We start from the raw sequence: 24,474 nt of genomic DNA, 5'->3' as shown, positions 1-24,474 counted from the left end.
TCCGGGGCAGCCCGCAGGGCTGACCCCGGAATCCATAACCACGATCGGGAGTATGGATTCCGGGCCCGCGCTGCGCGCGTCCCGGAATGACCCGAGAAACCGGGAGAGAGACAAATGTCAGACAGACTGAAGGGCAAACGCGCCGTGGTCACCGCCGCGGCGGCCGGCATCGGGCGCGCATGCGCGATCGCATTCGCGCGCGAAGGCGCGACCGTGATCGCCACCGACATCAATGAGAGCGGCATCGCCACGCTGGGCAAGGACGGCATCGCCGAGACCGCGCGGCTCGACGTTCGCAGCACGGCCGACGTCAACAGCTTCGCCAAGCGCGTTGGCAAGATCGACATCCTGCTCAATGCTGCTGGCTTCGTGCATCACGGCACCATTCTGGAGTGCTCCGACGAAGACTTCGACTTCTCGTTCGATCTCAACGTCAAATCCATGCACCGAACCATCAAGGCGTTTCTGCCTGCGATGCTGGCAGGCGGCGGCGGCAACATCGTCAACATTTCGTCCTGCGCGGCGTTGCGGCCGCCGGCCAATCGCTACGTCTACAGCGCGTCGAAGGCGGCGGTTTCGCTGCTCACGCGCGCGGTCGCGCTCGACTTCATCACCCAGGGCATCCGCTGCAACGCGATCTGTCCCGGCACCGTCGAGACGCCCTCGATGCTGGAGCGCGCGGCTGCCGCCGGCCCGGACGGACGCGAGAAGTTCGTCGCCCGCCAGAAGATGGGCCGGCTCGGCACCGCCGAGGAGATCGCAGCCATGGCGGTGTATCTTGCGAGTGACGAAGCCGCCTTCACCACCGGTGTCGACATGGTCGTCGACGGCGGCTTCATGCTCTGACAGGCACGCAAAGGCATTCAGCATGAACAAGATCGATCTCGACGGCCGCTGCGCCGTGGTCACCGGCGGTGCGCAGGGGTTCGGCCGCGCCATTACCGAGCGCTTCGTCGCATCCGGCGCCAAGGTCGCAATCTGGGATTTCGACCAGCCGCTGGCGGAGAAGACCGCGCGGGCGATCGGCGAGAACGTGATCGCGATCAAGACCGACGTCGCCGATCCCGCCGCGGTCGACGCCGCGCGCGATCAGACGCTCAGGGCATTCGGCAAGATCGACATCCTCGTCAACAACGCCGGCATCACCGGCGCCAACAAGCCGGTCTGGGAAACCGATCTCGACGACTGGCGCCGGGTGATGCGCATCAATCTCGAGGGTCCCTTCATCTGTTGCAAGGCGGTCGTGCCGACCATGATCGGCCAGAAGTACGGCCGCATCGTCAACATCGCCTCGATCGCCGGCAAGGAAGGCAATCCGAACGCCGCGCATTATTCGTCGTCGAAGGCCGGCCTGATCGCGCTGACCAAATCGCTCGGCAAGGAGCTCGCCCAGCACGACATCCTGGTCAACGCGGTGACGCCGGCTGCGGCGAAGACCGCGATCTTCGACCAGATGACGCAAGCGCATATCGACTTCATGCTGTCGAAGATTCCGAAAGCCCGCTTCGTCCAGGTCGAGGAGCTGGCCGCGATGGTGGCCTGGCTGGCATCGGAAGACTGCGCGTTCTCGACCGGCGCGGTGTTCGACATCTCCGGCGGCCGCGCGACGTACTAACTCGCGCGCTTCGCTTGCTGGCGGAGCGCGGCGACCAGGTGATCTGCCAATAGTGATGCCGCGCGCGACAGGTCTCGCGCGCGGTGCAGCCGGATCTCCGCACGCGGCAGTCGCGGCAAGCCGTCGCGCGACGTCAGGCGCCGCAGCGCAGGCGGAAACGTGCCCGACTTGACCACGGTCACCGCAAGGCCCTGTGCCGCAATCGCCTCGACCGCGGCCAGGCTGTGGCTGACAAAGGCGAGCCGCCACGGCCGGTCGGCCTCGTCGAGTGCCTGCATCGCCCAGGCCCTGAACAGGCAGCCCTGCGGATACAGCGCGACCGGCAGCGGATCGAGCTGCTCGACACGATGCGCCGCGCTGGCGGCCCACACCGCCTGCTCGGTGCGCAGCAACTCGCCCTCGCCGCGCCCCTCGGGGTGCATCGCGATCACGAGGTCGTAGGCTTCGCCGAGCCGGTCCGTCATCGACGACGTCAGCCCGGTCTCCATCTCGACATGGATCAGCGGATAGTTGGCGGTGAAATCCTTGAGCAGCGGCGGCACGATCAAGGTCCCGTAGTCGTCCATCACGCCAAGACGGACCCGCCCGTCGGTGCCGTGCGCGCGCACCCGGCCGATCGCCTCGGCGTTGAGGCTGAGAATCCGGCGGGCATAACCGAGCAGCCCTTCGCCGGCCGCACTGAGGTCGACGCTGGAGGTGCTGCGGTGAAACAGCTCGGCCTGCAGCCGTTCTTCCAGCCGCTTCACCTGCATGCTGACGGCGGATTGGGTCCGGTCCAGCGCCGATGCCGCGCGGGTGAAGGAGCGATGGTCCGCCACCGCGACAAAGGCCTGCAGGAGATCCGGGTCCAGGGTGCTCATAACGATATGTGATTTGCTCGATCAAATATATTCCATTCCATGATTATGCCCTCGTCCCTAGATTGCGCAAGCAAAACAGGGGGATCGAGCGGGATGGGCGAAATCTGGGGGGTGCTGGCTGCGGTGCTGTCGAGTGCGATCGGTGGAACCTCGATCGGGGCGACGCGGTTCCTGGTCGGCGCGATCGATCCGCTGGCGATCGGCGCATTCCGTTTCGGCATCGGCGTGCTGCTGCTGCTGCCGCTGGCGCTGCTGCATCGTGGAAGCTGGCCGCCGCGGCGCGACTGGCCCGGCGTCGCCGGCCTCGGCCTGCTGTTCTTCGCGGCGTTTCCGATCCTGTTCAACGCCTCGCTGATCTTCACGACCGCGGCGCGCGGCGCACTCGCGCTCTCGACCCTGCCGCTGCTGACCATGCTGGTCGGCGCGGCGCTCGGCATCGAGCCGCTCACCGCGCGCAAGACCGTAGGCGTCCTGGTCACGATCCTCGGCGTCGCGATGGCGCTGCTCTCCGGCCTCGCCACGGCACCACCGGATGCCTGGCGCGGCGATCTGTTGATGGTCGCGGCCGCGCTGTGCATGGCGCTCTACAGCATCTGGTCGAAACCCTTCATCCGTCGCTCCGGCCCGATCCCGTTCACGACGCTCGCCATGGCGGCTGGTGCAGTGGTCCTGATAACGGCCTCGCTGCTGCGCGGCAGCTTTGCGCCGGTCGCGGAGTTCGGCGCGCCGCAATGGTTCGGCGCGACCTATCTCGGTGCTTTCGGCGCGGCGCTGACTTTCTATCTGTGGGCGTTCGCGCTGGAACGGACGACGCCGACCCGGGTGGCGATCTCGGTCACCGTCAATCCGATTGCAGCCTCGCTGGTCGGCGCAGCCCTGCTCGGCGAGCCGCTGAGCTGGAATCTGATGGCCGGCATCGTCACCGTGTTCGCCGGAATCTGGATCGCGACCACCCAGCCGCAACGGGCACACGCGACCGGACCCGCGGTCGCACCCGACGCGCACTGATCTGCGGGCAACGCTCGCCAGCCAAGACTTCAGCAAATCCGTGCTAGCCTGACCTCGGGTCCCTGCGAATCCGAGGCGGCACGCCATTGAACATTTCGCTTTACGACGTCTCCGTCTGGGTGCTGCCGCTGGTCATCGCCATCACGTTTCATGAGGCGGCGCACGGCTTTGTCGCGCACCGGCTCGGCGACGACACCGCCTGGAAGCTCGGCCGGGTCAGCTTCAACCCGCTGAAGCATATCGACCCATTCGGCACGCTGATCCTGCCGGCGATGCTGCTGTTCGCGCATTCGCCGTTCCTGTTCGGCTACGCCAAGCCGGTGCCGGTGAATTTCCGCAAGCTCAACCATCCCAAGCTCGACATGGTCTGGGTGGCGCTGGCCGGCCCGGTCACCAACATCCTGCTGGCGATGGCAGCGGCGCTGGCATTCCACGCGCTGCCATTGGTTCCCGCAGATGCGGCAAAATGGACCGCGGACAATTTGAAAAACGCGTTCCTGATCAACATCGTGCTCGCGATCTTCAACATGATGCCGATCCCGCCGCTGGACGGCGGAAGGGTCGCGGTCGGGCTGCTGCCGCGACCGCTGGCGATCCCGCTCGCCCGGCTGGAGCCTTACGGCATGCTGATTCTGATCGGACTCTTGATCCTGCTGCCGGTGATCGGCAGGCAGATCGGCCTAAATCTTGATGTTATTTCAACGATACTGCGAACTCTGACCGGCTATGTAATCAACGCCCTTCTCCTCATCACCGGAAACACATAGCTTTGATTTGCGCATGACCCGATCGGAAAACCGGAACCCAATCTTCCCGGGCGTGCGCAGGGACAGGAACGCTTCGAGGCCATGGTGATCAAAGCTGCCGATATGCTGATTGCACGACGCGCCGACACCCGCGCGCGAGCTGACTTTGCAACCTGGAAGATGATGGCCAAGCTGAACGGCGCCTCCGCCCTGCCGCCTGAGGCGCAGAATTTCCTGGCGATCCACAAGAAGCTGCTGGAACAGATGAGCGACGCCGAGGCCAGCGAGGCGACGATCCAGGAGATGTATCGCACCTACTATGCGGAGATGGGCGGCGCCGGCAAGGCGCCGGAGGTCCCGGCGCGCACGCGCGAACCGGTCGCCGACACCGGCAACGTCACCGCGTTCCGCCGCCTGCCCGCCAAGAAGACGACCACCTCCGGCCCGAACGCCAAGCGTCCGATGCCGGTGGCGCTGATCTTCGCCTGTCTCGTCGTGGTTTACGTCGCGATCCGCTACTACTGGAAATAGCGCCGTCCACGCTTCATCTCATTCCGGGCTTTCTTGAGCGACACGCCGATGCCGCGGCATCGCGCCGCGCACATCCGGCCATCCAATCGCCGCGGCGTGGAATATCACGCGCGATCGATCGAACCCGCGCCCTAGGCGATGCGCCCGATGCCGGGCATAATGCGGAACCAAAAGAACAAAATCATACTGGAGGGAAGATGAAGCGTTCCATTGCAGCCTTGGCTACGACAGCCTTGGTCATGACCACGAGCCTGGTTTTCGCCGGCGGTGCGTCGGCGCAGACGATGGACAAGGTCGCCAAGGTCGGCGCCCTCGGCGACCAGTCCGGTCTCTATCAGGACATCGGCGGACCCGGCTCGACGGTGGCGGCGCAGATGGCCATCGAGGACTCCGGGTTGCTGGCGAAAGGCTGGAAGATCGACCTGATCTCGGCCGACCACCAGAACAAGCCCGATGTCGCCGTCAACATCGGCAAGCAATGGATCGACGTCGAGAAGGTCGACGTGTTCGTCGATCTCGCAGCCTCCAATGTCGGCCTCGCGATCGCCAACCTCGCCAAGGACAAGAACGTCGTCAATTTGAACTCGGGCTCCGCCTCGTCCGACCTCACGGGCACGCAATGCTCGCCGAACACGGTGCACTGGGTCTACGACACCTACATGCTCGCCAACGGCACCGGCAAGGCGCTGGTGAAATCCGGCGGCGACACCTGGTTCTTCCTCACCGCGGACTATGCGTTCGGCCAGGCGCTCGAGCGCGACACTTCGGCGGTCGTCACCGCGAATGGCGGCAAGGTGCTCGGCAGCGTCAAGCATCCGCTCAACAACGCGGACTTCTCGTCCTTCCTGCTGCAGGCACAGAGCTCGAAGGCCAAGATTGTCGGCCTTGCCAATGCCGGCGGCGACACCACCAACGCGATCAAGCAGGCCGCCGAATTCGGCATCGTCTCGGGCGGCCAGCGGCTTGCCGGCATGCTGCTGTTCATCACCGACATCAACGCGCTCGGCCTCAACGTTGCGCAGGGCCTGAACTTCACCGAGACATTCTACTGGGACATGAATGATCAGACCCGCGCCTTCACCAAACGCTTCATGGAGCGGTTCAAGAAGAACCCGCCGACCATGGTGCAGGCCGGCGTCTATTCGTCACTGATCCACTATTTCAAGGCATTGGAGGCGCTCGGCGGCAATCCGCATGACGGCCGCGCTGTCGTCGCCAAGATGAAGGAGTTGCCGACCGACGATCCCTTGTTCGGCAAGGGTTCGATCCGCGTCGACGGCCGCAAGATCCATCCCGCCTATCTGTTCGAGGTGAAGAAGCCATCGGAGTCGAAATATCCGTGGGACTATTACAAGCTGATGGCGACGATCCCGGCGGATGAAGCCTTCCTGCCGCTCGAGAAGAGTGCCTGCCCGCTGGTGAAGAAGAGCTGAGGCGCCGTCATCCCCGTACAGGGCGGGTCAGCTTCGCTGGCCTGCCCTGTGCGGCTGTCTTGCCTTGGGGGCGAAGTCCAGCCGATAGCGCATCGGACTGGTGTCGAGGCGGGTCCGAAAATGGTGGCGCAGCGCATCCGCCGTGCCGAAACCAACCGCGGTCGCGACGTCCTCGACCGACATGGCGGTGGCTTCCAGCAGATCTCGTGCCTGTGTCATGCGCTCCTGCAGCACCCATTCGCCCGGTGACATGCCGGTTGCCGCCTCGAAGCGCCGAATGAAGGTTCGCCGGCTCATGCGGGCCCTGCCCGCCAGGCTCTCGATCGTCAGGTCGCGATCCAGATTCCTCCGCATCCATGCGCAGAGCTCGGCGAGAGGATCGCCCTCGGCAAGGACCACCGGATTTGGAATGAACTGCGCCTGCCCGCCCTCGCGATGCGCTGGGATCACCAGGCGCCGCGCGACATCATTGGCGATCTCGGGCCCGAAATCCTTGCGCACGATATGGATGCAGAGATCGAGTCCGGCGGCCCGCCCGGCCGAACTCATGATGTCCCCGTCATCGACGTAGAGAACCCTGGCATCGACCCGCAGCGAAGGATGCCGGCGCACCAGCGGCTCGGCATGAGCCCAATGCGCCGCGACGCGTCGTCCCTCCAGCAGTCCGGCGCCGGCGAGCACGAACACGCCGGAACAGATCGATGCGATGCGGACGCCGCGCGCATGCGCACGGCGAAGCGCAGCGAGCACCGCCTCGGGCGGTGATGCCTCGATATCCTGCCAACCCGGCACGATGATCGTGCCCGCTTGCGACAGGAACGAGAAGTCGGCATCGGCGACGATCTTGACGCCGGCCCCGGCCGTGAGCGGCACCCCGGGCCGCTCCGCGCAAACCGCGACCCGGTACCAGTCCGGTCTCATGTTCGGCAAGCCAAACACCTCGAGCGCCATGCCGAGCTCGAAGGCATTGACGCCGTCATAGGCCAGCACCGCGACCACCCTGTCGCGGGAACGATCCCGCCGGGCCCCGCCATCACCTGCCGGCTTCGTATGTCGCGATCTTGGCACGATATTCACGATATATGTCATTCGTGCCAATGGTCAAGAACGGCTTCCCGCACGCATGGTCGAGCCTCGCAATCGAACCGACATGCCTGGAGAAATCATGACCAACACTGCAACGTCGTCGCCGGGACCGTCGGCGTCCTCCCTCGAACACGGGAAGCACCGGGCCGCGCAAGGCGTGTATCTCAAGGGGACCTTGTATTGCCTCGCAGCGTCAGTCTCGTTCGGGTTGATGTTTCCCGTGATGGCAAGTGCGCTCACCCGCGTCGATCCCTTCACCTTCACATCCCTGCGTTATCTGATCGCGGCGGCCGTCTCGCTCGTGCTGCTCAGGATCACGGAGGGGCCAAATGCGCTGGACCTGCAAGGCGAGCCGATCGCGCTCGCCTGGCTGCTGGGCTCGGTCGGGTTCGCCGGCTTCGGCTTCCTGGTGTTTCTCGGCCAGCAACTGGCTGGACGCGACGGAGCGTTGACGACATCGATCATGGCCGCCACGCAGCCGTTGCTCGGCATCCTCATCATCTCAGTGGTCCGCCGGGTTCTTCCGCCGCTCGTGACGATGCTGCTGGTGCTGCTGTCGTTCGGCGGCGTCGCGCTCGTCATCACCAAGGGAGACGTCGGCGGGCTGCTGCGCGAACCGCAGAACTATTCGGCCAACGCGCTGATCGTGCTCGGAATGATCTTTTGGCTGATTTACACCTTCAGCGCGGCGCGCTTCGCAAGATGGTCGGCGCTCAAATACACCACCATGACGATGTCGCTCGGCCTGACCACGATCGTCGCGATCAACGCGATCCTCGCCCTGACGCGGGTGATCGCGCTGCCGGGCCCCGCCGATCTGCTCTTCATTGTTCCGCACCTGCTCTACATGAGCCTGATTGCCAGTGTCGTCGGCGTGCTGTGCTGGAATCTCGGCAACAAGATCCTGACGCCGCTCAACGGCGTGCTCTTCATGGACGTCGTGCCGATCACCGCATTCACCGTCTCGGCGATCGCCGGCGTCGTCCCGACGCGGATCCAGATCGCAGGCGCATGCATGACCGGCGTCGCCTTGATCCTGAACAATCTCTACCTGCGGCTCCGCGCGTGACGAAGTCGCCGGATTTGCGCAGCGATCGAACCCCGAAGGAGACGCTCAATGAGACTGCAACTGGTGCGTAACGCGACGTTGAAGCTCAGGGTCGCTGACCGGACGATACTGGTCGATCCCTTCCTTGCACCGAAGCACAGCCGGCCGTCGATCGGCGGGCGGTCACTCAATCCGCTGGTGGATCTGCCGATCCCCATCGACGACATCCTGGATGGCGTCGAGCTTGTCATCGTTTCGCACCTGCATTCCGATCATTTCGATCCCCTCGCCAAATCCTTGGTGCCGAAGCATCTGCCGCTGGTCTGCCAGCCCGGCGACGAGGACAAGATCCGATCGTTTGGGTTCGAGGACGTCATACCACTCGCAGACCGGATCGATTGGCGCGGCATCAGGCTGCTGCGGCGCGACGCCCGTCACGGCAATGGTCCGGTCGTCGAGAAGATGGGTTCGGTCATCGGCTTCAGCCTGGAAGCGCCTGGCGAGCCGACCCTGTACTGGTCGGGCGACACGGTCCTCTATCCGGCGGTCGAGGAAACGATCAGAAGCACCGCGCCCGATATCATTGTCATCCATCCTTGCGGCGCATTGTGGGAAGGCGATCCGATCGCGATGGATGCCGAGCAGGCGGTTGCCGTATGCGAGGCGGCTCCCCACGCCATCGTCGTCGCAACGCATCTCGATGCACTCGATCATGCGACCGTCAGTCGCGCCGATCTCCGGCAATACGCTCGATCACGCGGCATTCCGGCTGCCCGGTTGCGTATTCCCGACGACGGCGAGGTGCTCGCGTTCGATCGGTTCTGACCCGCGTACGAGATCCCCGGCTACCGCTGGTCGCGCGCCTTGGCTGGCTACTTCTTCGGCTTGCTGAACTTGAAGTCGAGGCTGAAGGAGAACTGATCGTCGCGCAGGTCCGCCGGCGGCGGTGGCACCGGATTGGAACGATGCACCGTCGAGACCGCCGCGTCGTCATAGGCGGCATCACCCGATGATTCCATCACGGCAACGGACAACACCTTGCCAACGCGGTTGATCACAAGGGCCAACTTCACCTTGGCATCCTTGGACCTGTTCTCCGGGAACTTCTTGTGCAGGTCGAAATAGGCGCTGATCTTCTTGCCCCATTTGGCCGTCAGCGCGAACTTGTCCTTGCCGATCCCGGGATTGGGCGCCTTGGTGGTCTCCGACTGACGCGTCGCGTCTTCTAGCTTGGTGGGCGATTGGTCGATGTGCTTCTCGGCGGCTTCGCTCGTCTCGGTCTGAACCTTGGCGACCTGCGCCTCGTCCTCCTTCGGCTTCTTGCTGTTGTCTTCCGTGACGAGGCGGTCGGCGTCCTCAGTCTCGGTCGGCTTGGCCTGCGGAAGGTCGGTCTCCTTGACCTCCGCCTTCTGCTGGGTCATTTCCGGCGACGCTTCCTGCGCTCGGTCCTCCGGTCCAGGGGGCGCCGGATTATCCTCGTCCGTCGCGGAGGCAAGCTCGACCGCGTACTCCGCGCCGGCGGCGCCAAGTCCCTCGTCGCCGTCATCGCTGCGCAAATTCGCCAGCGCCAGCGCCGCACCGCCGAGGTGCAGCCCGACCGCCGTCACCGCGGCGATCACCCAGAGCCGCTTCGACGTCCGCAGATCGAGATCGGGATTGGTGGACATCTCTGCTCGCCGTCAGGGTTTGGCCGGCTCGGCCTGCTGGGCCGCGGGCGCGCCCGGTACGCCCTCGAGCGTGACCAGCTTCACATGCGTGTAGCCGCCGGCGCGCAACAATTCCATGACGCCCATCAGCTCGCCATAGGGCACCATGCGATCGGCGCGAAGGAACACGTATTTGTCCCGGTTCATGTCGGGCACCGCATCCAGCGAATTGATCAGGTCGGCCCGCTTCACCGCGTTCTCCCCGATCGCTAGCGTCAGGTCCGGCTTGATGCTGAGATAGGTCGGTTTGTCAGGCTTCTTCTGCGGCGTCGCGCTGGAGGTCGGCAGATCGATCGGCAGATCGACGGTCGAGAGCGGAGCCGCCACCATGAAGATGATCAGCAGCACCAGCATCACGTCGATGAACGGCGTGACGTTGATCTCGTGGGATTCCGCGAAATCGTCGTCGCCGTCGTTCTCTGAGATCGAGACTGCCATCGCCTACTCCGCCGCGGCGGCGCGTGCATGCGCGTTGCGCGGAACGTCGCCGGGTATGCTGCCATGGGTGCGATCGAGATCACGCGACAGCAGCCGTCCCGCGGCGCCCGAGGCGCGGTTGACGAGCTCGAGATAGACCTTCGTGAGCCGCGAAAAATGGTTGTAGATGATGACCGCGGGGATCGCCGCGACGAGGCCGATCGCCGTTGCAAGCAGCGCCTCCGCGATACCCGGCGCCACCACGGCAAGGTTCGTCGTCTGCGACTTCGAGATGCCGATGAAGCTGTTCATGATGCCCCAGACCGTGCCGAACAGGCCGACGAAGGGTGACGTCGCGCCGATGCTCGCGAGCAGGCCCATGCCGACGCGGATCTTGCGCGCTTCGGCGCGCACGATCTCGGCAAAGCTCGACGCCGCGCGCTCCTTGATGCCGCTGTCGCTGGAGATGCCCGCCGACAGACGTCCTTCACGCATCGCGGCAGCAATGAACGCGGACAGCACGGTGCCCTTGGCGCCGAGCGCGAACTGCGCCTCGGCGAGCGACCGCGATTCAGCGATCTTGGCGAGCGCGCCGCGCAGCTTGCTCTGTGCGACGGTCAGCTCGATCGTCTTGGCGATGAACACCGTCCAGGTCACGAGCGATGCGAACGCGAGACCGAGCATCACCGCCTTCACGATGATGTCGGCGTTCATGAACATGTTCCACGGCGACAATTCGTGCAGGCCGGTGCTGGTCGATTTCAGCACCTTGCCGTCGCCGCCCGCGGGCGCGGCCGGCGACGCATCGAGCGCTGCCGGTGCTGGAGCCGGAGCCGCGGCGGGCGTCGGCGCCGCCTGCGCTTGCGGCGCCGCAACCGGCGCGGTCGGGACAGCCGCCACAGGCTGGGCCGCCTGCGGTTGAGCCGCGGCCGCAGGCTGGGCCCGGGTCACGGGCGCGGGCTGCGCGGCAGGCGCCGTTTGCTGCTGCGCCGAGCACGGCACGGCCAGCATCAGCACCGCCAGCGAGGCGACCAGGGCGGATGCAGCGGGGAACTTGAATGTCATCATCAGTTACACTTCAGCCCAGTGACGGATCAGGTTGTGATAAATCCCGGTCAATTTGACCGTTTCGGGGTCATCGCGGCCCAGCCGCTCAACCAGGGCCTGGATCGCAGTATCGAGATCAAAGATCAGGCTGCGCGCGTGGGCATCCCGTACCATGCTCTGCAGCCAGAAAAAAGACGCTACCCGCATTCCCCGCGTGACAGGCGTGACCAGATGCAAGCTGGAAGCAGGATAAACCACGAGATCGCCCGCCGGCAGCTTGATTTCATGCGATCCGTAGAGGTCTTCGATGACCAGCTCGCCGCCATCGTACTCTTCCGGCTCCGATAAAAACAGCGTGACCGACAAGTCGGTGCGGATCCGCAGGCCTGTCAGCCTGTCGCCCCGTACCGCATTGTCGACGTGTAGGCCGAAATGATGCCCGTCGCTTGCAGCGTAGCGGTTGAACAAGGGCGGAAAGATTCGGAGCGGGATCGCCGCCGAGATGAAACGCGGGCTCGCCGACAGCGCCGACAGGATGCGGTTGCCGAGCTGCCGCGCGACCTCGCTGTCGGGCGGCAACTGCTCGTTGCGCTTGACCATCGCGGAGGCAGCCCCCGCGGTCGAGCGGCCGTCTTCCCATTCGGCTTGCTCCATAATGCGGCGGAAATCCGCCACATCAGCCTTGCTCAATACGTTGGGAATGCAGACCAGCATCTTGTGCCGCGAGGCCTCCGTCAGTAACGCGCCGACACGACCAGATACGCGGCGCGCCCCGGTGCCTCGAGCACGAACGGTGCCGCGCTCTGGTACAACGCGTCGTAGTAGCGCTTGTCGAAGATGTTGTTGACGAACAGCTTCACGGTCCAATGCTTGTCGATCTTCGCCTCGGCAAAGGCGTCGAAGCGCCAATAGCTCGGGATCGAGGTGCCCTGGTTGGCGGCAAGGAAGGTGCCGCCATAGACCTTGGAGCGATACACCGCCTGCCCGCCAAGCTCCCAAATGTCGGTGAGCTGATACTTCGTCAGCATGCTGAACGACTGATGCGCCACGTTGGAAAGCGGCAAGCCGACATTCGTGGTGTACAGAGCTGTGTTCGCCGGCGGAATATTCGATTTGGTCACCTCCGACTGCATCAGCACCAGACCGCCGAACATGCTCCACTTGTCGGTGATCTTGCCACCCACTCCGAGATCGATGCCGCGGATGCGATAGGCCGCGCCGGCGCTGATGCAGGAGACGCTTCCGGTCGTACCGGCCGGATAAGGACATGCGGCGGTTGCGGTCGCCGCCGTGACGTTCATGGATTCGCGCGCGTTCTCCTTCTCGGTCTGGAACAGCGCAGCGGTCACCAGCAGATGGCGATCGAACAACTCCCACTTGGTGCCGACTTCAATCGCCTTGTTCTTTTCCGGCCCGAAGATCTGGCTTGGATTGCCATTGAGAACCGGCGCGAGGCCACCATACTGGATGCTCGAACCGTCAAACTCCGCGCCGACCGGGTTGGATGACGTGGCATAGGCGGCATAGACGCTCCCGTTCGGCAACGGCTTGAGTGTCAGACCGAGGTTGAAGTTCGGCATGCCGTAGTCTTGCTGCTGCTGACCGAAGACGCCGGCAACACCATTGACCGTGCCATAGCCGCTGGTCTTGATGTTGTAATCGTCATAGCGGACGCCGCCGTTGAGGATCACGAGATCGTTGTAATTGGCGCTGTCCATGACATAGACACTCTTGGTGTCGATGGTGAGTTTGGTTGGCAGCCCGGACAGTCCCGACGGAACCGAGAACGGAATGTTCGTGTATTGCGGATTGAACACGCTGACGCCGGCGAGCGATCCGCCGCCGCTGAACCCGCCCGGCAACGCTTCGGAGTTCAGACCAAGATACTTGTCGATCGAGGACCTTTCGTTGTCATACTCGAAGCCGGCCAGCGCTGTGTGCTTGAAGCCGGCGCCGTCGTTGAACTTGTAGGTCGCTTCGGTCTGATTGGCGAACACGTCGGTGACCTGGTAACGGCTCTGCGGATTCGCGGTCAATGTCGAGGCCGACAGCGGATTGGCCAACGCCGGCGATTCCGGCAGCGTGCCGATGTAGTTCTGGGTCGAGCGCGATTCCCGGATCTTGTTGCTGATCACGAGGTCCGGCGTGACCTGCACCTCGGCGTTGATCGTGCCGATGTCCTGCCCGGTCCTGAAGAAGTCGCGATTGACGAAGCCGTAGAAATTGTTGCGGTTGACGCCGAAATCCGGGAACGGGCCACCGGCCGTGCTCGCGGTGCTCGGCCGGTAGTAGGGCACGCCGAAGTCCGGGATGCCGGTGAGCTCGGTATGGATGTAGTTGCCGGTGATCTTCACCGCATCGACCGGCTTCCACGTTCCGGCGACGAACGCGCCATCGCGATTGTCGGTGACATAGCTGCGGCCGGCAACGCCGGCATCCTGGAACAAGCCGCCGGCGCGGATCGCCAGCGTCGGGCTGATCACCTGGTTGACATCGAGCGTCACCCGCTTGGTGCGATCGGTGCCGAACGAGGTGTCCATGTTGTAGAAGCTGTTCTCCGTCGTCGCCTGCTTGGTGACGATGTTGATCGCACCGCCGGTGGTGCCGCGGCCTGCAAACGTCGAGCCCGGGCCACGCAGGATCTCGACCTGCTCGGTGAAGAAGTTCTCGCGGACACTGACGCCGGCGTCGCGCACGCCGTCGATGAAGACATCATTGCGCGCATCGAAGCCGCGGATGAAGAAGCGGTCGCCGAACGCGTTGCCGCCCTCGCCCGTGCCGAGCGTAACGCCGGCCGTCGACAGGATCGCGGACTTCAGCGAGGTCGCGTTCTTGTCTTCGAGAATGTCCTTGGTCAGCACCGTGACCGTCTTCGGCGTGTTCAGGATCGGTTCGGGAAACTTGCCGGATGCCTGCAAACGGTCGCCCTTGTACGGCGCGGCCGGATCCGCGTAGCGATCGCGGTCGGCGGCAAGACCGCCGGCATTGGGAAACGGCACCGGCGCCTGCTGGGCCTGCTGGTTGCTGCGGCGCGCGGCGCGGCGCAGCGCGTCGCGGGCGCGGACCTGATCCGACGTGGGCTTCGAGCGAACGGGCCGCGGGCGAGCCACAGGTGCATCGACATTCACCGGCGGAAGGGTGGATTGCTGCGCCTCGGCTCCCGAAAACGACGCCACCGCGATCAAGCTCGCGACTGCGGAGACCTTCGTGGCTGAATATCCCGTACCATCGGCAGAACCGACCACCGCATCGAAGCGCAGCGATCTCGGCGCCCTCACATTGCTCATTTCTTCCACGCCCCCAAAAAGCACGTTCGTCGCGAAATCACGGTGCGACGAACTGTCTCTTTCGGTTATCGAGCGTGAGTTTTTTTATCAATGCGATCAGCGCCACAGTTTGCTTGAATCGCCCCAGTTCAAAGGGATTCTAATTTGTGGTTTGAAATCGTTCTAAACTCTAGTTTTTAAGCGTTCTAATAATCGTTCTAAACTGTTGCCGGCGCGCCGTCGGCGAGCTTTCGCGCTGCCGACGAATTCCACTCCGCGATCACTCGCCGCCTGGCGGCTTCATCAGCGAGAACAGCTCGTCGATGGTCCGCTGCGCGACCTGCCGCACGCGGTCGCTGTTCTCGAGGCCGGCGATATTGACACCGTCGACGACCGCTTTGATCTCGTCGCGGAAGTCGGAGAGAAAGCGCAGCGGATCACGCTGCTCGTTGGCGACGCGCGCGATCAATCCGGTGACCAGGATCTGGCATGCCATCATGCGCCCGTTCAACTCATCCATCGCTGCCCTCATCCTCTCGCATTGTCGCTGCGCGATATGAACGACATCCCGCGGCGATTCAACCGCGTCGCGCAAGCTGCGACAGCTGAACGAATCGAGGGCAGGTCCGCGAGCAACGAGACGCGCGCTATTTCGCGGCGATGTGCTCCGCGCCCTCACCGAGCGCCTTGATGCGATCCTTGACCTCGCGAAGCGTGGCGAGGCCACTCTCGATATGCCTGTCCGATACGTCGCGCAGTATGTCGCCTGCGATCGCGTCGCGCAGACTGTCGAGATCGTCGACCAGGCGGCGCCCGGTCCTGGTCAGGAACAGGCGATTGGCGCGGCGATCCCTGGGGTCGGGGCGGCGTTCGAGCAGGCCGTGCTCGACCAGGCGGTCAAGCAGCCGCACCAACGAGATCGGCTGCAATTCGAGGACGTCGGCGAGATCGACCTGGGAAAGCCCCTCCTGCTCGCGCAACCGGAACAGAACGATCCATTGGGCACGCGTGGTCCCTCGCGCCTTGGCGCGATGATCGATATAGTTGCGCAGCAGCCTCGAGCTCTCGACGAGCTGCGCGATGAACTGGCGTTTGAGATCGAGCGACATAGGGGTCCTCGGTGCGTTTCCCAGACGGAATATTTCTGCTCGTTTCTGACCTAAACCTTTCCAAATGTTTAGGATTCTCAAGCCTTGGTGTGTTTACACATTAAGTGCACGCATATTATATCCGCAAGCTCTGAGAGCCGTTTCGATCACCCTTTATCGTTTCGTCGAACCCAAGAGTCCGCATGTCCAAGTCACGCACCATCGGTTGGGTTCTTGTGATCGCTGCGGTTGGCGCCGCCGGTTATTTCGGCTGGCAAAAATATTCCGACAACAAGCTGGCCGCTGAGGCCTCGCAGAAGCGTGCCGCCCAGCAGCGCCCGGCTGTTCCGGTCAAGATCTCGCCGGTCGAAAAGGCAGACTTCCCGGTCTACCTGACCGGTCTCGGCACAGTGCAGGCGTTCAACACCGTCCAGGTCCGCACCCGGGTCGACGGCCAGATCACCAAGATCGCTTTCAAGGAAGGCCAGTTCGTCAAGGCTGGCGACACGCTGGTCGAGATCGACCCGCGGCCCTATCAGGCGACGCTCGACCAGGCCAAGGCCAAGAAGGCCCAAGACGAAGCCAACCTCGCCAACGCCAACCTCGATTTGCAGCGCTACACCAAGCTCGGCGAGTTCGCGACCCGCCAGCAGCTCGACACCCAGCGCTCCACCGTGGCCCAGCTCACGGCGCAGATCGCGGCCGACGAAGCCGCCATCTTCAACGCGCAGACCCAGGTCGACTACACCACCGTGAAGTCACCGATCGACGGCATCGTCGGCCTGCGGCTGGTCGATATCGGCAACATCGTCAATGCCTCGGCCCAGACCGGCATCGTGACGATCACCCAGATCGAGCCGATCACGGTGATCTTCACCGCGCCGGAGGACCAGCTGCCCGATATCAAGGCGGCGCTGGCCGTGGCGCCGCCCAAGACCATTGCCCTGACCACCGACGGCAAGCGGGTGCTCTCGACCGGAACCCTCGCGCTGATCAACAATCAGGTCGACACGACAAGCGGGACTGTCCGGCTGAAAGCGGTGTTTGATAATAAGGACCGTGCGCTGTGGCCCGGCCAGTCGGTCTCGACCCGGCTTCTGGTCCGCACATTGAAGGATGCCACCGTCGTGCCGGATGATGCGGTGCAACATGGCACCGAAGGCCTGTACGCATATTCTGTCAATCAGGAGAACAAGGCCGAGCTGCGCAAGATCAAGGTGACCCAATCGATCGACGGCAAATCGGTGATCGACGAGGGCCTGTCGCCGGGACAGCAGGTGATCACCGCGGGCCAGTACAAGGTCTCGCCGGGAACCCTGGTGACGACGGCGGTGGCGAGCTCTGACCAGTCCCAGTCGAAGGTTACGCAGGAATGAGCGCCGGAATTTCCGCACCATTCATTCGCTTTCCCATCGGCACCTCGCTGCTGATGGCGGGCATCCTGTTCGTCGGCCTCGTTGCCTACCCCCTGCTTCCGGTCGCGCCGCTGCCGCAAGTCGACTTCCCCACCATCCAGATCACCGCGTCCCTGCCCGGCGCAAGCCCGGAGACGATGGCGACCTCGGTGGCCCAGCCGCTGGAACGCCAGTTCGCGCAGATCCCCGGCATCGCGCAGATGACTTCGACGAGTTATCTCGGCACTGCGGCGGTCACCATCCAGTTCGACCTCAACCGCTCGATCGACGGCGCGGCCAACGACGTGCAGGCCGCGATCAACGCCGCCAGCGGCCAGCTGCCGAAGACCCTCCCCTCGCCGCCGACCTATCGCAAGGTCAACCCGGCCGACTCGCCGATCATGCTGCTGTCGGCGACCTCGGACACGCTGCCGCTGACGACCGTGAGCGATGCCGTCGACGCCCAGCTGGCCCAGCAGATCAGCCAGATCTCCGGCGTCGCGCAGGTCGTCATCGGCGGCCAGCAGAAGCCGTCGGTCCGCGTCCAGATCGACCCGGCCAAGCTGGTCGCGAAAGGCCTTTCGCTGGAGGACGTCCGCGCCGCGATCAACATCGCGACCGTCGACAGCCCGAAGGGCAATATCGACGGCGCCACCCGCGCCTACACCATCTACGCCAACGACCAGCTGCTCACCGCAGACCCCTGGAACGACGTCATCATCGCCTATCGCAACGGCGGGCCGCTGCGGATCCGCGACATCGGCCAGGCCGTCACCGGACCGGAGGATGCCAAGCAGGCTGCCTGGGCCAACGGCAAGCGCGGCGTGTTCCTCGTCGTCTTCAAGCAGCCCGGCGCCAACGTCATCGACACCGTCGACAAGATCAAGGCGACGCTGCCGCGACTGGTCGCGGCGATCCCGCCGGCGATCAAGATCGATGTCATCTCCGATCGCACCACCACGATCCGCGCCGCGGTAGAGGATGTCCAGTTCACCCTGCTCCTGACCATTTTCCTGGTCGTGATGGTGATCTTCGTCTTCCTGCGCAGCTTCTGGGCCACGGTGATCCCGACCGTCACGGTGCCATTGGCGTTGCTCGGCGCCTGCGCGCTGATGTGGGTGTTCGGCTACACGCTCGACAATCTGTCGCTGATGGCGCTGACGATCGCGGTCGGCTTCGTGGTCGACGACGCCATCGTGATGCTGGAGAACATCAGCCGCTACATCGAAGAGGGCGAGAAGCCGATGGCCGCCGCCTTCAAGGGGTCGCAGGAAATCGGCTTCACCATCGTGTCGATCAGCATCTCGCTGGTCGCGGTGCTGATCCCGTTGCTGCTGATGGGCGGCATCATCGGCCGCCTGTTCCGCGAATTCGCTGTCGTGCTGGCGATGACGATCTTCGTCTCGATGTTCGTGTCGCTGACGCTGACCCCGATGATGGCCTCGCGCTTCCTGCGCGCCCACGACGAGGAGAGGCACGGCCGCTTCTACCAGCTCAGCGAACGCGGCTTCGACGCGATGCTGCGCGGCTATCGGAGCGGGCTCGACCTCGCGCTGCGCTGGAAGTTCACCACGCTGATGATCTTCTTCGGCACGCTGGCGCTGTCGATCTACCTGTTCGTGGTCATTCCGAAGGGCTTCTTCCCGCAGCAGGACGTCGGCCTGATCTCCGCGACCTCGGAAGCCAACCAGGACATCTCCTTCGCCGACATGAAGCGGAAGCAGGAGGAGCTCGGCAAGATCGTGATGCAGGATCCCGCCGTCGCGACGGTGGCGATGGCGATCGGCGGCAGCGGCCGCGCCGGCAATAACGGCACGATGTTCATCACGCTCAAGCCGCTTAACGAGCGCGACGCCAATGCGCAGCAGATCATTGCCCGGCTGCGGCCGAAGCTGGAGAAGGTCCAGGGCGCCCGGCTGTTCATGCAGGCGGCGCAGGACGTCCGCCTCGGCGGCCGACCGACCCGGACCCAGTTCGAATTCACGCTGCAGGACGCCGATCTTGCCGAGCTGAATCAATGGGCGCCGAAAATCCTGGCCAAGATGCAGACGCTGCCGCAGCTGCGCGACGTCGCCACCGACCAGCAGACCAACGGCACCACGGTCGAGCTGAAGATCAACCGCGACACCGCCTCGCGCTACGGCATCCAGCCGCAGCTGATCGACGACACGCTCTATGACGCGTTCGGCCAGCGCCAGGTGACGCAGTACTTCACCCAGCTCAACAGCTACCACGTCATCCTCGAGGTGCTGCCGGAGCTGCAGGGCGCGATCGACACGCTGAACAACATCTACATCAAGTCGCCGCTGACCGGCGAACAGGTGCCGCTGTCGACCTTTGCGAAGTGGACCAGCACGCCGGTGCGGCCGCTGTCGATCAGCCATCAGGGTCAGTTCCCGGCGATCACCATTTCGTTCAACCTGGCGCAGGGTGTCGCGCTCGGCCAGGCGACCGATGCGGTGCAGAAGGCCATGGTCGACCTCGGCGCGCCGGCGACGCTGAGCTCGAGCTTCCAGGGCACCGCGCAGGCGTTCCAGCAATCGCTGTCGACCGTGCCGCTGCTGATCCTGGCGGCGCTCGTGGTCGTCTATCTGATCCTGGGTATCCTCTACGAGAGCTACATCCACCCGATCACCATCCTGTCGACGCTGCCGTCGGCCGGCGTCGGCGCGCTGGCGATCCTGATGGCCGCGGGCTTCGACTTCTCGCTGATCGCGCTGATCGGCATCATCCTCTTGATCGGCATCGTGAAGAAGAACGGCATCATGATGGTCGACTTCGCGATCGCCGCCGAGCGCGATCAGCACATGGAGCCGGTGGCGGCGATTCGTCAGGCCGCGCTGCTCCGCTTCCGCCCGATCATGATGACGACGATGGCCGCTATGCTCGGCGGCGTCCCGCTGATGCTCGGCACCGGCACCGGCTCCGAAATCCGCCAGCCGCTCGGCTACGCCATGGTCGGCGGCCTGATCGTCAGCCAGGCGCTGACGCTGTTCACGACGCCCGTCGTCTATCTCTATCTCGACCGGCTCTCCAACGCGTTTGCGAACTGGGGCCGCTCGCCGCGCGCCGGCCACGATGCCGACGATGGCGAGGACCGATCGGTCAAGCAGGCCGCCGAGTGACTTGACATTTGCCTCCATACCGGCACATCCGAAGATGTTCATTTCGGAGCCGGTATCGTGAAGATTGTCGCAAAGTCGCTTCTCGTCGTCCTGTTCACCGCGTTCGGCGCAGCCGGCCTTGGCCACGCCCAGACGCCCAAGGGCAAGACGGTGCCCGCCCCGGCTCCCGTAGCTGCGCCCGCCGCGCCGCAAGGCGATGCATCCGGCAACAATGCCGGCTGGGTCGCGCGCTGCACCAGCGCGAGCCGCGATGCGCCGCTCGAATGCGCGATGGAGCAGACCGCTGTTCTCAGCAAGACCGGCCAGCTCATCGTGCTGGTCAACATCCGCGTTCCCGGCGACACCCGTGCCCCGGTTGCGCTGATCCAGCTTCCGCTCGGCCTGAACCTGCCCGTCGGTGCCAAGCTGCAGGTCGACGACGGCAAGGCGGTCGACGTGCCGATCCAGACCTGCGAGGCGCGCGGCTGCTACATCAATGCGCCGATCGCCGCCGATGTCCTGACCCAGCTGAAATCGGGCAAGCAGCTCAAGGTCTCGTTCCAGAATCTCGGCAAGGAGACCATCTCGATCCCGATGCCGCTCGCCGACTTCGCGACGGTCTACGACAAGATCAAATAGCGCGGCGCGGATCGCCGCCTGCTATCGCTCGCGCTTGTAGAGAAACGCATTGTCGGGCTGCGGCATGCCGATGGTCTTGTAGAAGCCGATCGAGTCAGGCGCCGACAGCAACAGGCACATCGATTCAGGTCCGGCGAAGCGCCGCGTTTCCGCGATCAGGCGCTTGCCGATGCCATGCCCCTGATACTGGCGATCGACCGCAAGGTCGGACAAATAGCAGCAATAGGCGAAATCGGTCAGCGCGCGCGAGACGCCGACGAGTTGGTGCGCCTTGCGCGCCGTCACGATCAGGTTGGCATTGGCGATCATCCGCGCCATCCGCTCGGTATCCGCGAGCGGACGCCGCTCGCCGAGGCCCGATTGGCGCAACACCTCGATGAACTCGTCGACGCCGATCGACGCCTCGCGCGCATAAAGAATTTCGTCCATCACCCAAACCTCTGTCGCAACACCCAGGACCTCACGCGCGAGACCATGGTGGATTACGCCGGGCTAATCCAGCCTCGATGCCGTGGGCTGCTGTCTTGTCACGACCGGCGTCACCATCGGGAGCTGGTGGCCGCGGGCGATCATCGGAATTTTGGGGTATGGCTTCGCCGCTGTGGCAGATTGGCTGGGGAACCTGGATACTCTGCCAGAACGTCGCGGAAGCCCTAGAATGGCTTGTTTATAGATGTTTTCGCCAATAAGTCTAGGTGGGTCAGCTAGGTGGTTTGCCCAATGGACCGGAAGTATCTCGTCAAGCAGTACAACACATATTCGGTCGTGGTGGAGGTACCTAAGCCGCTACAGGCGAAGGCAGGCCGGAAGCGCTTCAAAAAGTCTCTGGGCACCGACAGCCTTGCTGAAGCGAACAAGCGCAAGCACTTCTATGTTGCTGACTTCCATCGGCGGATTGCTGAACTGGCTAAAGGCGCCAGCGATGAGGATGCGAAGCTGTCCCGGCTGGCGGCCGAGTTCCGCCAAGCGCTCGAAAGCTCCAAGAACGTGTGGCACGAGGACGAAGAGGACCACGAGTGGAACGAATACGAAGAAGAGCTTGACCGGCTGAAGGCTAAGGCGCGCGAGATACTCGACAAGGATGGCTCAGAGGCCGCTGCGCGCTTCTACAACGCTGCCACAGGTCAAGCCACGCTGCTGAAGGACCAGTACCCCCTCTGGCTGGCTGAGGTCCAGCACGCGGGCCAAACGAAGGCGCAGCACGAGAGCACCATTAAGCGCTTTATGGGCTGGGCCAGCGACAGCGTGTCCATTGAGGAGGTGACCCGGAAGAAGGCGGGGGAATACGTCACAGACCTTATGAACACCTCCGGCTTTGCCCGCGCTACCGCCAGACGGCACGTCTCCTCCCTCTCCTCTCTCTGGCGTTGGCTAAAAGGCCGTGGGGTGGCCGGGGACAATCCTTGGCTCGGCCAGCAACTTGGCAAGAAGCAGGAGCCTGACCGCAAGCGCCTCAGTGAGGACGCGCTTTTGAAGCTCCTCAAAGGCCGCTACAGCACACCCAAGTTCGCCCAGGTCCTTAGCGACCTTCTTAGGCTCGCCTTACTGCATGGCGCGCGCTTGGAGGAGTTGTGCGCCTTGAAGCGCTCTGACGTTCACAAGCGCGAGGATGGATATTGGTTGGTCATCACCAGCGGCAAAACGCGCGCGGCCAAACGTGAGATACCTGTCCATCCCCTAGCCGTGGGCATCATAGAGCGCCGCCAGAAGGACAAGGATGAGTATCTGTTCGCAGGTCTTGAGCCGGGCGGACCAGACGACAAACGCTCCTGGTACATCAGCAAGGCGTATGGCCGGTTCAGAGATCAGGCGGGGGTCACTGGAGATAAGCAGGACTTCCACGCCCTGCGGCATACCTTCATCACACGTATGGAAGGGCTGGAGGTGCCTGAGAGCACCGTCAAGCTACTCGTAGGACATAGCCGTAAGGGAAGCATGACCTATGGCCACTACTCCAAGGGAGACCTTGTGAACTTACGGAAGGCTATTGAAAAGGTGGACTACGGAACCGAAGTGATGAAAGCGATGGCTTCAGCTACGGTGCCTGACGCCGATTGAACGGGCAATCAAGGCGATTGCACCACTGGGCGTATGCAGCCCCGTCAAAGCCGTCTTCAGGAGGCCCGAACGCCTGCGCGCCGCTGGGGATGCCTTCGGGATCATCAACCCGCGCGGCTTCAGCGCCGTCAGCGAGCTTTATGACGCGCACGGCATCTGGCCACAGCGAAACGCCCCGCTTGGCCCCTTTCTCCCAAGCAGCGATGACGCCCGAAAGGCGAATAAGCGAGCCTCCATGGATGACAATGCCAGCCACAAGAGGATTGCCCTTGGCATCGCTAAGCTCCGGCCGCATCTTCGGAGACTTGAAGATGAAGGCAATCTCGCCCTCCCTCGTGTCCCTCCACGGAACGTGTACGTGCTTCTTACGAGGGAAGTTGGCCTCCGCGACCCTTTGGATTTCATCCTGCAAGCGCTCGGTGTAGTCGCTGCCAGCAGTCGCTTCCGTCTTGTACTTGCCGTCAGCGTACTCGCCCTGGGTGTCAGGCTCCGACAGCCTCGGATAGCGCGCGGTCATAACCTCCGTTACAAACGGGACGCATTTGAACTTCTTGTCAGCCATCGCGCTACCTCCGGAGCCTTCCACGGCTCTGTTGCGCACGTTCGCACGAGATGCAGACCTCGCCTAATGTAGGATTTTGCAGACTAAGTGCAGGAGCATTTGATTGCCTGATTAAGGAGCGGGTCGTCTAATCAGGTCCCGTACAATGTGCTCCAACGCGGCCAGCGCGGTTAAAGCCGTCGCGCGGTCGCAGCTCTCGCCCAACCGCTGCGCGCGCCCGGGATGCACAAGGTTTCGGAAATTCTTCGCCAATGTAGCCTGTTTCGCAGTATCGGCGTCGATGAGGGAAAGTGTTTCGGCTACGCCGATGTAGTCACCAAGACCCCACCGATCTGGCGCACCCTTCGGAGGTGATGGCAAGGTTTGTAGCTCGGACGAATCCGTGATTGCCCACAGAAGCAATGCTTCGGCGGCCGAGCCAGCCAACACTGTTGCGGCCTTCCACTCACCGTTGTGAAACGCGCTGGTGGCCGTGCTGATGTCTAGCCGTATGCTATCTTTGAGCTCTGCGTCTTCAATGAACGCCAAGTCTGCGGTAGAGGGCGACGGAATTTCATCCGGGCACTTGAGCAAGGCTGAGTGAATTAGATTCAGCGCTCTCCGATTAACTACCGTGGGTGCTCCGATAGAACCTACTCCCTTCTGCTGCCAGAAAGTGACGCTGCTTCGTATCGCCTCCATTCCGCAAATTAGATCATCGTAGTCGGATGCCCCCAAGGTGAGCAACTCTTGAGGAATCTCCTCAACCAGGCGCACAAGCGCTGAAAACATCCCTGCCGTGTTGTGACTGACGCCGACGGCATCGCTCTCGAACGCTTGATCGATAAAAGAAGCGACTTGCGAGGGAACTACGCGGGGCATGAATT

General features: G+C 63.7%; 25 protein-coding genes. 13 read left to right on the top strand and 12 right to left on the bottom strand.

The window, feature by feature from the left end; all coding sequences use genetic code 11:
• The first annotated feature begins 114 nt into the window (after positions 1 to 114).
• Both JQ507_12900 and JQ507_12895 read left to right on the top strand, forming a co-directional pair.
• Positions 115 to 846: an SDR family oxidoreductase gene (locus tag JQ507_12900; protein ID QRI72302.1), complete on the top strand. Its 732-nt coding sequence runs from the start codon at positions 115 to 117 to the stop codon at positions 844 to 846.
• Between the two features lie 22 nt (positions 847 to 868).
• On the top strand, positions 869 to 1,615 hold the full coding sequence (locus tag JQ507_12895) for an SDR family oxidoreductase (protein ID QRI72301.1): 747 nt from the start codon (positions 869 to 871) through the stop codon (positions 1,613 to 1,615).
• Here JQ507_12895 and JQ507_12890 read toward each other — a convergent pair.
• Positions 1,612 to 2,475, bottom strand: coding sequence for a LysR family transcriptional regulator (locus JQ507_12890; GenBank protein ID QRI72300.1), 864 nt, complete (start codon positions 2,473 to 2,475; stop codon positions 1,612 to 1,614). The genes JQ507_12895 and JQ507_12890 overlap by 4 nt on opposite strands.
• A 93-nt stretch (positions 2,476 to 2,568) precedes the next feature.
• On the opposite strand from JQ507_12890, the gene JQ507_12885 reads away from it, so the two are divergent.
• The 4 genes from JQ507_12885 (at position 2,569) to JQ507_12870 (ending at position 6,193) form a co-directional block, all read left to right on the top strand.
• Positions 2,569 to 3,483 (top strand): DMT family transporter, encoded by a 915-nt coding sequence (locus JQ507_12885; protein QRI72299.1) that lies wholly within the window; start codon positions 2,569 to 2,571, stop codon positions 3,481 to 3,483.
• Positions 3,484 to 3,569: 86 nt separating this feature from the next.
• Complete coding sequence (locus tag JQ507_12880) at positions 3,570 to 4,250, top strand: site-2 protease family protein (GenBank protein QRI72298.1); 681 nt, start codon at positions 3,570 to 3,572, stop codon at positions 4,248 to 4,250.
• Between the two features lie 102 nt (positions 4,251 to 4,352).
• Positions 4,353 to 4,760 (top strand): hypothetical protein, encoded by a 408-nt coding sequence (locus JQ507_12875; GenBank protein QRI73318.1) that lies wholly within the window; start codon positions 4,353 to 4,355, stop codon positions 4,758 to 4,760.
• 197 nt (positions 4,761 to 4,957) lie between these two features.
• On the top strand, positions 4,958 to 6,193 hold the full coding sequence (locus JQ507_12870; GenBank protein QRI72297.1) for an ABC transporter substrate-binding protein: 1,236 nt from the start codon (positions 4,958 to 4,960) through the stop codon (positions 6,191 to 6,193).
• Between the two features lie 27 nt (positions 6,194 to 6,220).
• Here JQ507_12870 and ftrA read toward each other — a convergent pair whose 3' ends face one another.
• Complete coding sequence (gene ftrA, locus JQ507_12865; protein QRI72296.1) at positions 6,221 to 7,282, bottom strand: transcriptional regulator FtrA; 1,062 nt, start codon at positions 7,280 to 7,282, stop codon at positions 6,221 to 6,223.
• Between the two features lie 76 nt (positions 7,283 to 7,358).
• Here ftrA and JQ507_12860 point away from each other — a divergent pair, with 76 nt between their 5' ends.
• Both JQ507_12860 and JQ507_12855 read left to right on the top strand, forming a co-directional pair.
• Positions 7,359 to 8,348, top strand: a complete 990-nt coding sequence (locus JQ507_12860; GenBank protein ID QRI72295.1) for a DMT family transporter — start codon at positions 7,359 to 7,361, stop codon at positions 8,346 to 8,348.
• A gap of 48 nt (positions 8,349 to 8,396) precedes the next feature.
• Entirely contained in the window at positions 8,397 to 9,152 is a 756-nt protein-coding gene (locus JQ507_12855; GenBank protein QRI72294.1) for an MBL fold metallo-hydrolase, read from the top strand.
• Between the two features lie 47 nt (positions 9,153 to 9,199).
• On the opposite strand, the gene JQ507_12850 is transcribed toward JQ507_12855, so the two are convergent.
• From JQ507_12850 to JQ507_12830, 5 genes are read right to left on the bottom strand one after another with little or no spacing between them, the layout of a single operon-like run.
• Positions 9,200 to 9,994: a TonB family protein gene (locus tag JQ507_12850; protein ID QRI72293.1), complete on the bottom strand. Its 795-nt coding sequence runs from the start codon at positions 9,992 to 9,994 to the stop codon at positions 9,200 to 9,202.
• Between the two features lie 12 nt (positions 9,995 to 10,006).
• Positions 10,007 to 10,471 carry a TonB system transport protein ExbD gene (exbD, locus tag JQ507_12845; protein ID QRI72292.1) on the bottom strand — a complete coding sequence of 155 codons (465 nt, stop codon included), beginning with the start codon at positions 10,469 to 10,471 and terminating at the stop codon, positions 10,007 to 10,009.
• A gap of 3 nt (positions 10,472 to 10,474) precedes the next feature.
• Positions 10,475 to 11,518, bottom strand: a complete 1,044-nt coding sequence (exbB, locus tag JQ507_12840) for a tonB-system energizer ExbB (protein ID QRI72291.1) — start codon at positions 11,516 to 11,518, stop codon at positions 10,475 to 10,477.
• 3 nt (positions 11,519 to 11,521) lie between these two features.
• Positions 11,522 to 12,211, bottom strand: a complete 690-nt coding sequence (locus tag JQ507_12835; protein QRI72290.1) for a Fe2+-dependent dioxygenase — start codon at positions 12,209 to 12,211, stop codon at positions 11,522 to 11,524.
• Positions 12,212 to 12,231: 20 nt separating this feature from the next.
• A complete protein-coding gene (locus JQ507_12830) occupies positions 12,232 to 14,784 on the bottom strand; it encodes a TonB-dependent receptor (protein QRI72289.1) in 2,553 nt (850 codons plus the stop codon).
• On the opposite strand from JQ507_12830, the gene JQ507_12825 reads away from it, so the two are divergent.
• Entirely contained in the window at positions 14,705 to 14,950 is a 246-nt protein-coding gene (locus JQ507_12825) for a hypothetical protein (GenBank protein QRI73654.1), read from the top strand. The two genes, JQ507_12830 and JQ507_12825, sit on opposite strands and share 80 nt — an antisense overlap.
• 93 nt (positions 14,951 to 15,043) lie before the next feature.
• Here the strand turns inward: JQ507_12825 and JQ507_12820 are convergent, their stop codons facing one another.
• Positions 15,044 to 15,283, bottom strand: a complete 240-nt coding sequence (locus JQ507_12820; protein ID QRI72288.1) for a hypothetical protein — start codon at positions 15,281 to 15,283, stop codon at positions 15,044 to 15,046.
• A 127-nt stretch (positions 15,284 to 15,410) separates the two neighbouring features.
• Complete coding sequence (locus tag JQ507_12815) at positions 15,411 to 15,872, bottom strand: MarR family transcriptional regulator (GenBank protein ID QRI72287.1); 462 nt, start codon at positions 15,870 to 15,872, stop codon at positions 15,411 to 15,413.
• A 182-nt stretch (positions 15,873 to 16,054) separates the two neighbouring features.
• On the opposite strand from JQ507_12815, the gene JQ507_12810 reads away from it, so the two are divergent.
• The 3 genes from JQ507_12810 to JQ507_12800 are packed head-to-tail and all read left to right on the top strand — an operon-like array spanning position 16,055 to position 20,988.
• Positions 16,055 to 17,227, top strand: coding sequence for an efflux RND transporter periplasmic adaptor subunit (locus tag JQ507_12810; protein QRI72286.1), 1,173 nt, complete (start codon positions 16,055 to 16,057; stop codon positions 17,225 to 17,227).
• On the top strand, positions 17,224 to 20,370 hold the full coding sequence (locus tag JQ507_12805) for a multidrug efflux RND transporter permease subunit (GenBank protein ID QRI72285.1): 3,147 nt from the start codon (positions 17,224 to 17,226) through the stop codon (positions 20,368 to 20,370). The genes JQ507_12810 and JQ507_12805 overlap by 4 nt, the downstream gene beginning before the upstream one ends.
• 57 nt (positions 20,371 to 20,427) lie before the next feature.
• Positions 20,428 to 20,988, top strand: a complete 561-nt coding sequence (locus tag JQ507_12800; protein QRI72284.1) for an invasion associated locus B family protein — start codon at positions 20,428 to 20,430, stop codon at positions 20,986 to 20,988.
• A gap of 21 nt (positions 20,989 to 21,009) precedes the next feature.
• On the opposite strand, the gene JQ507_12795 is transcribed toward JQ507_12800, so the two are convergent.
• Entirely contained in the window at positions 21,010 to 21,417 is a 408-nt protein-coding gene (locus tag JQ507_12795; GenBank protein ID QRI72283.1) for a GNAT family N-acetyltransferase, read from the bottom strand.
• 291 nt (positions 21,418 to 21,708) lie between these two features.
• On the opposite strand from JQ507_12795, the gene JQ507_12790 reads away from it, so the two are divergent.
• Entirely contained in the window at positions 21,709 to 23,046 is a 1,338-nt protein-coding gene (locus JQ507_12790) for a tyrosine-type recombinase/integrase (GenBank protein ID QRI72282.1), read from the top strand.
• Here the strand turns inward: JQ507_12790 and JQ507_12785 are convergent.
• Positions 23,024 to 23,608 carry a hypothetical protein gene (locus JQ507_12785; GenBank protein QRI72281.1) on the bottom strand — a complete coding sequence of 195 codons (585 nt, stop codon included), beginning with the start codon at positions 23,606 to 23,608 and terminating at the stop codon, positions 23,024 to 23,026. The two genes, JQ507_12790 and JQ507_12785, sit on opposite strands and share 23 nt — an antisense overlap.
• A gap of 111 nt (positions 23,609 to 23,719) precedes the next feature.
• Positions 23,720 to 24,469, bottom strand: coding sequence for a hypothetical protein (locus JQ507_12780; GenBank protein QRI72280.1), 750 nt, complete (start codon positions 24,467 to 24,469; stop codon positions 23,720 to 23,722).
• Positions 24,470 to 24,474: the final 5 nt, after the last annotated feature.

It is taken from the genome of Bradyrhizobium sp. PSBB068 (assembly GCA_016839165.1).
GTDB lineage: Bacteria > Pseudomonadota > Alphaproteobacteria > Rhizobiales > Xanthobacteraceae > Bradyrhizobium.
The sequence above is the reverse complement of the archived record's forward strand: the minus strand, read 5'-3'. Positions and strand labels throughout refer to the sequence as shown.